This is a genomic window from Clostridium facile, assembly GCF_014297275.1.
GTDB classification, from domain to species: domain Bacteria; phylum Bacillota; class Clostridia; order Oscillospirales; family Ruminococcaceae; genus Massilioclostridium; species Massilioclostridium facile.
The window spans coordinates 2,179,864-2,192,817 of record NZ_JACOQK010000001.1 but is presented as its reverse complement, the minus strand read 5'-3'; the positions used below and the strand labels follow the sequence as shown (position 1 = coordinate 2,192,817).

At 41.7% G+C, this 12,954-nt stretch carries 8 protein-coding genes; 5 read left to right on the top strand and 3 right to left on the bottom strand.

Annotated elements, in window-relative coordinates:
* Positions 1-31 precede the first annotated feature (31 nt).
* Positions 32-1,699, bottom strand: a complete 1,668-nt coding sequence (locus tag H8Z77_RS09070; protein WP_186996817.1) for an FAD-dependent oxidoreductase — start codon at positions 1,697-1,699, stop codon at positions 32-34.
* Between the two features lie 1,012 nt (positions 1,700-2,711).
* Here H8Z77_RS09070 and H8Z77_RS09065 point away from each other — a divergent pair.
* The 5 genes from H8Z77_RS09065 to H8Z77_RS09045 all read left to right on the top strand — a co-directional run bounded on the left by H8Z77_RS09065 (position 2,712) and on the right by H8Z77_RS09045 (position 11,638).
* Complete coding sequence (locus H8Z77_RS09065) at positions 2,712-3,635, top strand: AraC family transcriptional regulator (RefSeq protein ID WP_186996816.1); 924 nt, start codon at positions 2,712-2,714, stop codon at positions 3,633-3,635.
* Positions 3,636-3,838: 203 nt separating this feature from the next.
* Positions 3,839-7,486 carry an FIVAR domain-containing protein gene (locus H8Z77_RS09060; protein ID WP_186996815.1) on the top strand — a complete coding sequence of 1,216 codons (3,648 nt, stop codon included), beginning with the start codon at positions 3,839-3,841 and terminating at the stop codon, positions 7,484-7,486.
* Between the two features lie 533 nt (positions 7,487-8,019).
* On the top strand, positions 8,020-10,653 hold the full coding sequence (alaS, locus tag H8Z77_RS09055; protein ID WP_186996814.1) for an alanine--tRNA ligase: 2,634 nt from the start codon (positions 8,020-8,022) through the stop codon (positions 10,651-10,653).
* A gap of 10 nt (positions 10,654-10,663) precedes the next feature.
* On the top strand, positions 10,664-11,002 hold the full coding sequence (locus H8Z77_RS09050; protein WP_069987541.1) for a histidine triad nucleotide-binding protein: 339 nt from the start codon (positions 10,664-10,666) through the stop codon (positions 11,000-11,002).
* A 75-nt stretch (positions 11,003-11,077) separates the two neighbouring features.
* Positions 11,078-11,638, top strand: coding sequence for a phosphoribosyltransferase family protein (locus H8Z77_RS09045; RefSeq protein ID WP_186996813.1), 561 nt, complete (start codon positions 11,078-11,080; stop codon positions 11,636-11,638).
* A 275-nt stretch (positions 11,639-11,913) separates the two neighbouring features.
* Here H8Z77_RS09045 and H8Z77_RS09040 read toward each other — a convergent pair whose 3' ends face one another.
* Together H8Z77_RS09040 and H8Z77_RS09035 are read right to left on the bottom strand one after the other, a co-directional pair.
* Positions 11,914-12,276: a hypothetical protein gene (locus tag H8Z77_RS09040; protein ID WP_186996812.1), complete on the bottom strand. Its 363-nt coding sequence runs from the start codon at positions 12,274-12,276 to the stop codon at positions 11,914-11,916.
* 80 nt (positions 12,277-12,356) lie between these two features.
* Complete coding sequence (locus H8Z77_RS09035; protein WP_186996811.1) at positions 12,357-12,863, bottom strand: SLOG family protein; 507 nt, start codon at positions 12,861-12,863, stop codon at positions 12,357-12,359.
* Between the last annotated feature and the right edge of the window lie 91 nt (positions 12,864-12,954).

Sequence of the window (12,954 nt, the reverse complement as noted above, 5' to 3'; positions counted from 1 at the left end):
TTGAAGGAGTCTGTATGGAAACGGTCTTTGTTTACGGATTTTCCTGGGAAAATGTTGTATTTACCAGACGATAAGTTTTATATCCGCCGCTCAGGTTATAAACATCAAAGCCATGTTGCAGCAAAATTCTGGTTGCGATATTCCCCCGCAGACCTACACGGCAGGTGACATAAATTTTTTTATTTGGATCCAGTTCACTGAGACGTTCCCGGAGTTCATCCAGTGGAATATTGATTGCATTTGGGATTGTCCCCATCAAAACTTCTGGTGGAGTGCTTACATCTACAAAAATAGAATTTTCCTGATCAATTTGTGGGATCTGTTCTGCATAGAATACCGGCATTTCCCCTTTTAAAATATTAGCTGCGGTGAATCCCAGCATATTTACAGGGCTTTTAGCGGAGTTAAATGGTGGTGCATAACAAAGTTCTAGTTCCTCCAAATCGTATACGGTTCCCCCAAACTTCATCACAGTGGCGATGACGTCAATCTGTTTTTCTACATTTTCAGCCCCAACAGCTTGTGCCCCAAGAATTTTGCCATCTGGAGCAAACAGCATTTTCATGCTGATCTGGGTTGCACCGGGATAATATGTTGCGTGGGAAAATGGATGCACATAGGTTTTAAGATAGTTCTGATTGGATTTAGCCAACTGCTTTTCATTCAAACCAACAGAAGCTGCAATTAGGTCGAATACTTTTACTACAGAACTGCCGTAGGCGATTTTTCCGTTGGTTTGGTGCTGGCCCAATACATTGGCGGCAACACTTCTGCCCTGTCGGTTTGCCGGTCCCGCCAAAGAGATCAACGCCTCTTCCCCACTGACACCATGAGTAACTGCAATGGCATCCCCAACCGCATAAATATCCGGATTGGATGTTTGGAAAAACTCATTTACTTGGATGCTATTGCCCACAGAGAGCTTTAATCCAGCTTGTTGGGCTAAACCGTTTTCTGGTGTTACCCCCATAGCCAGAACTACCATACCGCAATGGATTTGCGACTGATCGGTAAGAGAAACTATCAAACTATGATCGGATTGGGATTCTAATTTGCTGACGCCGGTACCCAATTTTAAATTTACTCCTTTTGAGATGATCTCCTGATGGAGGATATTTGCCATTTCCCGATCCAGTGGTGCCATAATCTGGTTGGTAAATTCCACCAATGTAACCTCCATCCCACGTAAACGGAGATTTTCCGCCATTTCTACCCCGATGAATCCTCCACCTGCCACAACGCAGGAATTTACTTGATTTTTTTGGATATATTCATCAATTTCTAGAGTGTTCCGTACATTGCGTACAGTAAAAATACCTGGTAAGTCAATCCCTTCAATAGAGAATTTTTTAGGGGACGCCCCTGGGGATAGAACCAGCTTATCATAGGTTTCGGTATAACTTTCGCCAGTTAGATGGTTCCTTATCTGGATTACCTTTTCTTGTGGATGGATTTGGGTTACCTCACTCGATGTGCGTACGTCAATGCGGAAACGCTTCCGCAACAGCGCGGGAGGAGTAACCAATAACGCCTCTTTTTGTTTAATTTCCCCGCCAATATAGTATGGCAACCCACAGTTTGCGTAAGAAATATCTTCCCCTTTTTCAAATAAAATAATCTCCGCCTGCTCATCCAAACGGCGTAGTTTGGTAGCTGCCCCAGCTCCCCCTGCAACGCCGCCAACAATACATATTTTCATATTTTTCTACCTTGCCCTTTCTATAGGTTGTTGTACTAATTATATTCTATTTTTCCTTTTTGCTCTGTAACTACGTCACATAGCTAAGGAATTATTGTGAGAATACATCATCTTTTTTCAAATTCGGCGTATTGGTAAGCGTCTACTATATAAAACATGAAAAACGAGACAATAGGTTTGCAGGAATTGTTTCTTATAAAATCACTAAATTTTTTATTAAAATTTATCGGTGATAAGGCTGGTATGTTAAAATAAACGAGGCACAAAACATGTAATACTGGAAATGGATATTTTTAAAAATGTCCAAATCCTATGCAACCGGATTCCTTAAAAACAACAGTTAAAATTGGAACAAAAATAACAATAACGGATATTTTCAATTGTAAAACAATTTAGGGGAAAGTTTTCGATATTCAAACAAGGTTATGATAAATTATTTTTATCATAATTTGAAGTAAAATAGTGTGCATACGCACCTTTTATTAAATAAATGATAGAAAGCAGATGTTTCATATGCTTGATAAGAGAGTTGGAAAACGAATGAAAGAACGCAGGCAAGAACTTGGATTAACATAGGAGCAGTTTGCTGAAAAAGTCGATTTATCCATAAACTATATATCAACGGTGGAGTGAGGTGACTGTTTTCCACGATATGAAAGCCAGATTAAAATCATCAATGGACTAAAAACTTCTGCTGATTCCATTGTCTTAGATGTTATCTTATATTCCCGTAACGGCCAGCCATTACAGTTCCCCGAAAAATTTTATATCCTGCCCTTAGCCATACAAAGAATTACTTTGAATATAATAGATATTATAGCAATATAAAGAAAAATAAAAAATTGTCTGTATTCCGCTATTTGTGCTATAATAGATTTTACCAAGGGGAAAACCATATTTCGGGCAAGGTTGGATGAGGAGAATTTATAAAACCATGATTACTGCTGAGATGTTAATTGATTTATTGGAACAAAAAAGGGCGCAGTCTCTACGGGCAAAGGAGGCTTTTCATATGAAACCTTCCATCGAACATGGGGTACAGATATTTACCGAGGCAAATCATTTTCGCGATGGAAGCAATGTAGAGATCACTGTACACCGTACCCCAAAGGATTTACCACAGAATGTACCACCAAACATGCTGCCCCACAAACATGACTTTTATGAGATAGCATATGTGTACCAGGGGGAATTTATCAACGAATTTCCAGATGGCAACAAGCTAGTTGCTACAGACGGTCATTTGATTTTGATGAATCCATATGCGGCACATCTTCCCTACACGGTACATCGTGAGGATATTGTATTTAATATTTTATTGCGGAAATCCTATGTGGAACAGATTTTAGTTAATTTACTTTCTGGTAATAAGTTATTTTTAAATTTCTTTTTGGATAGTATTTATGGACACCATCAAGAAAATAATTATATGATTTTCGCCAATAACCTGGAAATCCAAGATTTGCTATTTAGTTTGATTTTAGAGAACTGTGAGCAAAAATTGTATTATGAACAGGTTGTAGATTCCTATTTTGTGGCGTTATTCGCGATTTTATCCCGGCTGCACCAAACGGAGATTGAACATAACATCCAAAAGTACGTACAAAATAGAACATTAACCGATGTAATTTCTTATATTAAATTAAACTATTCGGATGTAACTCTGGATAAAGTAGCGGAAGCGTTCCATTATTCTACTGGATACCTTTCTCGGTGGATCAAACGGAAGACAGGCTCCAGCTTTTCTGACTTGGTGTCCCAGTATCGCCTAGAGGTGGCAAAACGTTATTTGCAAAACTCTATGCTTCCCATTGAAAAAATTACTGAAATAATTGGATATAGCGACACCAGCTATTTTTATAAATTTTTTAAAAAGCAGTTGGGTATCTCACCTCAGGAATATCGGAAACAGACAGTGGAAAACCAATATCATTAATTACAAGGGCTTATTTCCCAAAGATGGGGAAGATAAGCCCTTGTTTTGGAAAATATTACTTGACAAACTGACTCCAGTTTGCTATACTGCTATATTGTTAGTTGAAACTAACTAACAGGCGTTTGACAACGCTTTGTTTTTCTCACAAAAGTTAGTTAAACCTAACTTAATTAATTTCTTTGTGGTTTATGGAAGGAGGAGCTATGAACCAGAAAACTTTAAAAAACAGCGCTAGGGTGCTTAGCTTTTTGTTGGCGTGCATTTTAGTACTGTGTGCAATCCCATTCACTACTGCTTTCGCCGCCGATGCGGATAAAGAATATATTATCAATGATAGCAGTTTTGACATGGACGATTATTTAGCAGGCGCAGGGGATGCCAATATCATCAAAATCAGCGCTAACTTAACAGGCTTAGGGGAAACTGTAATTCAACAGCCAGTCACCCAACTGTTAGGCTGGACCAAAAACTTTTTTGAGGATGTCCCCTCTGTACGCACCATTAAAGACAAACAGGATGGAACACTCCGTTTTGCCGAAGGCGTTGATGTGCTGGTAAGGGATTTGATATTTGATACCGCACAGCCAGTGGTAGTAGAAAAAGGTGCAAATGTTGCCTTTGAAAACTGTACTTTTGTACAAACACCGGTGAACAATGGCACAATCATCTGCAAGGATTGTACCTTTGAAACCGGCAAAATCGAAAACAACGGTAACGCTTCTTATACCGGTACAACAGAGGAACCGGAAAATATCGCGCAGCCATCCCATACCCCATTGGATATAGAGGTTGTTCCGGATACATTGCCTTACGCAATGGTAGGGTCTGCTTATAACCAGCAGCTGACTTTCACACTATCCGGTACAAATAAAGACAATGCCACTGTACAGGCGCAAATCACCCCAGAAGGTTCTGGTTTGATAGCGAATGTGGCAGGTAACACCGTTGCGATCTCCGGCACATCGGAACAGTCCGGCGAATACACTGTTACCATTACCGCGGCCGCAGAGGGGGACTCTCCTGTTTCTAAAACGATAGCATTGCATGCGGTTGTGGAAACCGAATATATCATTGACGACAACAGCTATGATTTCAGCGATTATCTGGCTTGGGCTGGCACAGCAACAACCGTTAAAGTCAGCGCTGATTTAACCAGCTTAGGAGAAGCGGTAATCCAGCAGCCAGTATCAAAACTACTTGGCTGGGAAAAGAACTTTTTTGCGGATCAGGCCAAACTGCGCACCATCAAGGATAGCAGTGATGGGACACTCCGTTTTGCCGAAGGCGTTGATGTGTTGGTAAGGGATTTGATATTTGATACCGCACAGCCAGTGGTAGTAGAAAAAGGCGCAAATGTTACCTTTGAAAACTGTACTTTTGTACAAACACCGGTGAACAACGGCACAATCATCTGCGAAGATTGTACTTTTGAAACTGGTAAAATTGAAAACAATGGTTCCGCAGTATATACAGGAACTACAGTAGAACCTGAAAATATTGGGACAGAACAGCCTTCCCACATTGCTTTGGGAATGAACCTGGCCCCAGAAACACTGCAAAACGCCATTGCTGGGACAGAATATAACCAAACACTAAATGTGGAACTGTATGGTACCAATAAAGACAATGCCACTGTACAAGCCAGTGTCACACCAGAAGGTTCTGGCATTACCGCGGCTGTTCAGGACAACCAGGTGGTTGTAAGCGGGAAAGTGGAAAAGCCAGGCAGTTATACTGTTTCTGTTACCGCAACCGCGGATGGCGACCAGCCTGTAACCAAAACGGTTTCTTTTGAAGCAAAACAGAACATTTCTGTTTCTTTGGAAGGAACATTGGATGCTGTTACAGTGGGGCAAAGTGGTTATCAAAACTATCTGGATGTTTTTGTAACAGATGAAAACGGTGATCAAGTCAACTACTACGATTACAGCCAGGCTAATCCAAATACGAAAATCTCAGTATCCCTTTCTCCAGAAGGAAGCGGTATGCGCGCCAGCTATCTGTTTGACAGTGTTGTGGTAAGCGGCACACCAGAAAAACAGGGAACATACCAGGTTTCTGTAACAGTGACCAATGATGTTCAGACAGCAACCAGTAATACCGTTGATTTGAGAATCTACCAAGATGATAAAACTTTACAGGAACGCTTTGATGCCCTGAATCCATCCATCACTTCCTGGGATATTGAACCTTATGAAATTTCCCAAAGCGGCAATGCTGTTGTTCCGATAAATTTAAAGGAAATTTACGGCTCCCATGAATCCGGTTTGTACGCCACTTTAGGGAATAATCAGGGTTACGCAACCGATACCCTGACCATTCCAGCAGGATGTGACGTGGTATTTGAAAACATAAAATTCTATAGCAGTATTCAGATCATTGTAGAAAAAGGCGGTTCCTTAACCCTGAAAGATTCTGTGGCTTATGGTGGTGTAGTGGTGAATGGGGGTACTTTCTCAATGTCCAACTACGCTGCATTGGTTGACAGTTTGACCTTAAATGATGGCAGTGTACTGAAAAACGCTACAGTAAATTCCCATGGCCGTTACCTGACCGATGGTTCTGATAAACCGGATGCTCCGGCAGTTGTAATTGTAAATGGGACTGTTACCGCTTTAGGCAATAATACAATTACAGGGGAACCTGGTGATTCTGTCCTGGCTGGACAGGATGCATTGGTTGTAAACGGTGAACTGGTAATCCCAGAAGGTTCTGTGTTGACAGCACAGGGCGGCGGAGATTACGCTCCAGCACGTGTTGGCGGAAATGGTGTTGTATTGAATAATGGGGAAGTTTCTGGACAAGGCAAATTGGTTGCTTTGGGCGGTCATGGCTATGAAGGCGATGGCGGAGATGGTATTACCGGTGTAGGCACTATTTCTGTAGTGCATCTGGAAAGTATCGGCGGTGACGCAAAATCCCTCTTTAATGATCCAAAACAGGGTGGCGATGCCATTGGTTCCAAAGTAATCGTGACTACCGAGAATTATGTTTTAAAAGGTGGTGCTGGGAATCCAGCGGGTTCCGCTGAAATCACACCAGTTACTGCAAATAAATCTATTTTGAATCAAGTCATTGAATATGCTGAAGCGCAAAAAGCTTCTCCAGAGTTTAACAAGGTAATTGCAGACGTTCAAAAAACCTTTAACGCAGCATTGGAACAAGCCAAAGCAGTGGCAGATAACAATGTTGCAACCCAAAAGGAAGTAGATACAGCCTGGCAAGCGTTGTTGAACGAAATCCACAAACTGGGCTTTGTCAAAGGGGATGTTACCTCTTTAGAAAAACTGGTTGAAACCGCAAAAGGGTTTGATTTAAGCAAATACGTAGAAGCAGGCCAGGCGGAATTAAAAGAAGCATTGGCTGCGGCGGAAGATTTGCTTGCGGATAAGGACAACGCGATGGAACAGGAAATCCAACCAGTGGAGGAGAACCTGTTAAATGCAATGTTAAATTTAAGGTTAAAGGCGGACAAATCCATTTTGGAATCTACGGTATCACAGGCAAACAATATAGAGGCAAACCTCTATACCCAGGAAAGCTATCAGGCATTAAAAACAGCTGTTGCAGCAGCAAACGCGGTGCTGGCGGATGACAGCGCAACACAGAAACAGGTGGATGCGGCTGTTGATGCGGTAAAAGCAGCGATGAATGGTTTGGTAGCGGTTGATAATGGAGAATCCACCAAACAGAATAATGCTGTGCAGGGAATTCAGATCGGTCAAGTAACAACCAGCAACAATGCTGTAAAATCAGTAAAAACTGGCGATGTAGCACCAGCTGTGGGTATCGCAGTATTAGCATTGGCATCTGCGGCAGTAGTAGCTCTCCGCAAAAAGGAAACCAACTAATTTGATATCCTCAATACCAATATCCTTTGGTCAGAACCCTCTGCAGCTGCGGGGGGTTCTGATATTTTTCTTTTTCTATTAGGATAAAACGGCTTTATCGCGGATAATAAGTTGACAAAGGGGAGATATTCCGATATAATAAGGTAAGAAAAGTATCGTAATAAAACGAAGTGAAATATCGGATGATATTTTTGCTGCGTTGCGAAGTACATTGTACCAAAAAGGGCGGAGCCCAATAAAAAAACTGGCTGAGATGAGAAAAACCAACAAGCCAATCCCAATAGAGAGGGGCCGTTGCTGGAAGTGCCCTGGTGATTGTAGTTGGAGGCCAACTCGGAGCCTATACGTCAAAAAAACGTATCGTATTCCCTGCGTTAAAGGAGAATCAAAGTGGCTGTACAAGTATGTGCAGCAATTTGGGTGGTACCACGGAAACAGCAAGTTCTCGTCCCATAGGCGGCGAGAGCTTTTTTTATTTGTTTTTGGTACGGCCTTTGTAGTAAAAACAGAAATAGATAGGAGGAACAAATCCAATGAAATGGATGGGTTTAAATGAATTAAGGGAAAAATACCTGAGCTTTTTTGAGAAAAAAGGCCACTTAAGGTTAAAAAGCTTCCCTCTGGTACCACAAGGGGATAACAGTTTGCTATTGATTAACTCCGGCATGGCGCCAATGAAAAAATGGTTTTTAGGGCAGGAAACCCCGCCAAAAAACCGTGTAACAACCTGCCAAAAATGTATCCGTACCCCGGATATCGAAAACGTAGGGAAAACTGCCCGTCACGGTACCTTTTTTGAAATGTTGGGCAACTTCTCTTTTGGCGATTACTTTAAAGAAGAAGCAACCGAGTGGGCGTGGGAATTTGTTACCAAAGAACTGGAGCTCCCCATTGACCGCATCTGGGTTTCCATTTATGAAGATGACGATGAAGCGTTTGAAATCTGGACAAAACGCCGTGGTGTAAGCCCTGATCACATTGTACGCTTTGGGAAAGAGGACAACTTCTGGGAAATCGGTTCTGGTCCATGCGGTCCATGTTCTGAATTGTACTTTGACCGTGGTGTAGAAAAAGGATGTGGCAAACCAGACTGTAAAGTTGGCTGTGAATGCGACCGATTTGTAGAATTCTGGAACCTGGTATTCTCCCAGTTCAACAGCGATGGGGAAGGCAATTATGAACCAATGGAACATCCAAACATTGATACTGGTATGGGGCTGGAACGTCTAGCTTGCATTATGCAGGAAGTAGACAACCTGTTTGAAGTAGATACTGTTCAGAATATCATGAAACATATCAGCCAGATTGCTGGCGTAACCTATAAGGAAAATCCACAGACGGATGTTTCCCTCCGTGTTATTACTGACCATATCCGTAGCACTACCTTTATGATTGCGGATGGGGTAATCCCTTCCAATGAAGGCCGTGGCTACGTACTTCGCCGTTTGCTCCGTCGTGCTGCCCGTAATGGTAAAATGATTGGAATCCAAAAACCATTCCTGTATCAGGTAGTTGACACTGTTATTAAAGAAAACCAGCCAGCTTATCCAGAACTGTTGGAAAATGCGGATTATATCAAAAAGATTGTAAAAGCAGAAGAAGAAAACTTTGCTTCTACTATTAATAAAGGTTTGAATTTATTGTATGATATGATTGATAATATTGATTCTTCCATGGAACAGAGGATGCTTTCCGGGGATCAGGCATTTAAATTGTATGATACTTATGGTTTCCCTCTGGATTTAATCAAAGAAGTAATTGAAGAACAAAATATCGCTATTGATGAAGAACGGTTTATGGAACTGATGAACGCACAAAAAGAAGCTGCTAGAAAGAACGCAGCGGCAAATGATGTGGCATGGGATGAAAATGAATTGGTATTCACCGATGATGCTACTGAATTTTTAGGATATAGCATGTATGAATGTGACGCTACCCTAAAACACATTGTTATGGATGGTAAAGAAGTGGAAACTGCATCTGAAGGGCAGCAAGTAACACTGGTATTTGACGTGACTCCATTCTATGCGGAAAGTGGTGGACAGGTTGGCGACCGTGGCGTATTTGTGTATGGCGATAATATTGTGAATGTCACCGACTGTAAAAAAGCGAAATCCGGGCATTTTCTCCATTCTGGTGTTGTGATGGCTGGAAGCATCTCCCATGGGATGAACGGCCATCTGGCAATTGACGAAAAACGCCGTCAGGCGATTGCCCGCAACCATACTGCGGCACACTTGCTGCAAAAGGCTTTACGTGATGTTTTAGGCAGTCATGTCCATCAAGCTGGCCAGCTAGTAGACGACCAGCGGGTTCGATTTGACTTTAACCACTTTGAGCCAATGACCCCACAGGAAATCGCTGATGTAGAAGCAGCAGTAAACGAACAGATTTTGAATGCATTGGATGTCAATGTACAGGAAATGAAAATTGAGGAAGCAAAACAACTGGGCGCAATGGCGCTGTTCGGCGAAAAATACGGCGATGTTGTGCGTGTTGTGGACGCTTCCGGCTATTCGATTGAGTTCTGTGGTGGTACCCATGTGGATAATACTTCTAAATTAGGGCTGTTTAAAATTATCAGTGAAAGCTCTGCCGCTGCTGGTATCCGCCGTATTGAGGCTACTACTGGTACCGGTGTATTGAATATGATTCACGAAAATCACTTAATGATTGCTACTACCTGTTCTGTGTTAAAACTGACCAACCCTCATGAATTGCCATCCAGATGTAAAAACTTGATGGACGAGCTAAAGGAAAAAGACCATAAAATTGATGAGATGACACAAAAACTGGCTTCTTATCGGTTTGAGGAAGTATTGGATTCCGCCTTGGAAGTAAACGGAATACAGGTAATCTCCGCAAGCTTTAACGGGTTAAATACCCAGTCCCTCCGTGCTCTGGGGGACCGTGTGAAAGAACGGACCAATGTAGTGGCTGTCTTTGCTAGCATTGCGGAAGGAAAAGGAACAATGCTTGCTGTATGTGGAAAAGAAGCGGTAGAACGTGGCGCCCATGCCGGAAACATTGTCCGTGAGGTTTCTGCCCTAGCTGGCGGGAAAGGTGGCGGACGACCAGATAGCGCAATGGCTGGCGTCAATGAAATATTTAAAATTGATGAAGCTTTGGCTCAGCTTCCTTCTGTTGTGCAGAAGTTTGTGAAATAGGAGGCGTCTTATGGATTGTTTATTCTGTAAAATTGTTGCAGGTGAAATTCCATCCAAAAAGCTGTATGAGGATGACCAGGTGTTGGCGTTTTATGATGTTGACCCTCAGGCTCCAGTTCATTTTTTGGTGATTCCAAAAGAACATATTGCTTGTGCAAGTGAAATTACACCGGAAAACTCCCAGATTATCGCCCATATTTTTGAGGTGATTGCAAATCTAGTGAGCACGTTAAAACTGGCGGATGGCTACCGCATTGTCAACAACTGTGGCGTACAGGGCGGCCAGTCTGTTCCACATCTGCATTTCCATGTTCTTGGTGGCAGGGATATGTCTTGGCCTCCAGGCTGATTGGCATAAGAATAAGTTTGAATTCCCGACAAGTAGCATTATTTGTCGGGATTCCATTGAATTGGAGGATTTTATATGGCAAACGAGTATTATTCTTTAACGGTAGCGGGCTTACAGCGCCAGCTCTCTATTTGCCCGTTAAATGATAAATTGTCCATTGCAGGGTTTATTATGTTCTCTGATGTGGAACTGACAATAGCCTGTGCGGAAGAATTATTGAAAAAATGTCCGGAAGCAGATTACATTGTGACTGCGGAATCCAAAGGAATCCCACTGGCATATGAAATGTCCCGCCAGTCCGGCATCCCCTATTTGCTTGCCCGTAAATCGGTGAAACTATATATGCGGGCGCCCATTCATGAAACGGTAAAATCCATTACAACGGCGAATGAACAGACTTTGTATTTAGATGGACAGGACGCCGAAAAGATGAAGGGTAAACGGGTTTTGATCGTGGATGACGTGATTAGTACCGGAGAATCTTTGCGGACACTAGAACACTTGGTGAACTCCGCAGAAGGGAAAATTGTAGGAAGAGCCACCGTGTTGGCGGAAGGGGATTCCGCTGACCGTGACGATATTATTTTCCTGGAAAAGCTCCCATTGTTTACAAGCGATGGTACACCAATTGAATAAAACATTCAGTATAAATAATAAGGCTTGAACCAGATTGCTCTGATTCAAGTCTTATTTATTATCATTGATTAGTTGGGAAAGCAGCCAATGAAGTAAATCCTTATCAAAGGGAATCGTAGAAGCGAAACATAAAAGGAAATATTGTGTATTTATAGATAACACAACAAAGTGATACAAAAATATTCCACGTACCCGTCAATTATAGAGCCCTATAGAATCTATTCAAGCTATTAACTTAGATGATTATCCTAGATTTTCAGATTTCAAAGCGCCATCTAAAAGGACGGTTTGTTATTATTTCTGAATTCTGCCCGATCAGAAATCTTTCCTAACCTTACTAACCTCGCCGCTATTGCGCCATTTGTCCGTTTGAAATAGTCGCAAATTTCTTTTGTTGTTCGGTTTTGGTCGAACATATCGCAAAGTAGTTGCTCTTCTTCTTCTGACCATGGAGCACCATCATTTTCTGGTTTTTCACGATGCTGTTTTCCACGAGATAATTCCATTAAAACCATATAAATTGCCCGTATTATTTCTGGTTGGTTGCATATGTGGTCCTCTGGTAATACTTCGCCAGTTAGGGGGTCCACACCATCCGCTAAGCTTTTTAAAATCCCTTTTGCGCCATTTAGATCCATTTTTTCATCTCCTTGGAATAGTTTAGTAGATATTTACATTATAAACCAATTCAGAAATGAATTCAACAAATTTTGACAAATTAATCGTAAAAAAGGGTGAGCCATACCCGTTTATTTTGTTGTTTGGCATACTGGATGGTTTTTTCTGTCCCTCCTGGGGTGCCATTCCAGATTGCTAGGATGATGTCAGCGTGGTCAACCATATACTGGTTTCTTTTTAGCATGCAATTGGAGGTGTAGTATTTTTGCAACACAGTTTGTGTATCGCATTGGGATAAAATCATTTCATACCGATTTTGCAATGATTTTGACCAGCGTTTCGATTGGGATTCACAGGGGATGGCACACTCCAGTTGAATGTGAGGGTAGTTTTGTTTTAGTTGCAGCACAATTTCAGCGGCAAACAAATCCACCCCCAATGCCATGCCGGTAATAAAGTATGTTACGTTCTGTTGGGTAATCAAATACTCAATGCGTTCCCGCAATACCTTTTTCAGGTTGTTACATCTGGGGTCATGCTCGTTAAAGCCAAACGAAAATTTTTGTGGACGGTGCCCGGTAAAACAACATTTTATAATTTGTTCCATGTGAACTCTCCGTTTACTATGTATTAAAGAATTAGAATAATATGTTAATACATAGTATAACACAAAAATTTTTTAATGTATATGACAAAAA

Coding starts and splice junctions, on each gene's coding strand:
- H8Z77_RS09050 (WP_069987541.1), top strand. CDS start 10,664: ATGGATTGTTTATTCTGTAAAATTGTTGCAGGTGAAATTCCATCCAAA.
- H8Z77_RS09040 (WP_186996812.1), bottom strand. CDS start 12,276: ATGGATCTAAATGGCGCAAAAGGGATTTTAAAAAGCTTAGCGGATGGT.
- H8Z77_RS09060 (WP_186996815.1), top strand. CDS start 3,839: ATGAACCAGAAAACTTTAAAAAACAGCGCTAGGGTGCTTAGCTTTTTG.
- alaS (WP_186996814.1), top strand. CDS start 8,020: ATGAAATGGATGGGTTTAAATGAATTAAGGGAAAAATACCTGAGCTTT.
- H8Z77_RS09070 (WP_186996817.1), bottom strand. CDS start 1,699: ATGAAAATATGTATTGTTGGCGGCGTTGCAGGGGGAGCTGGGGCAGCT.
- H8Z77_RS09045 (WP_186996813.1), top strand. CDS start 11,078: ATGGCAAACGAGTATTATTCTTTAACGGTAGCGGGCTTACAGCGCCAG.
- H8Z77_RS09035 (WP_186996811.1), bottom strand. CDS start 12,863: ATGGAACAAATTATAAAATGTTGTTTTACCGGGCACCGTCCACAAAAA.
- H8Z77_RS09065 (WP_186996816.1), top strand. CDS start 2,712: ATGAAACCTTCCATCGAACATGGGGTACAGATATTTACCGAGGCAAAT.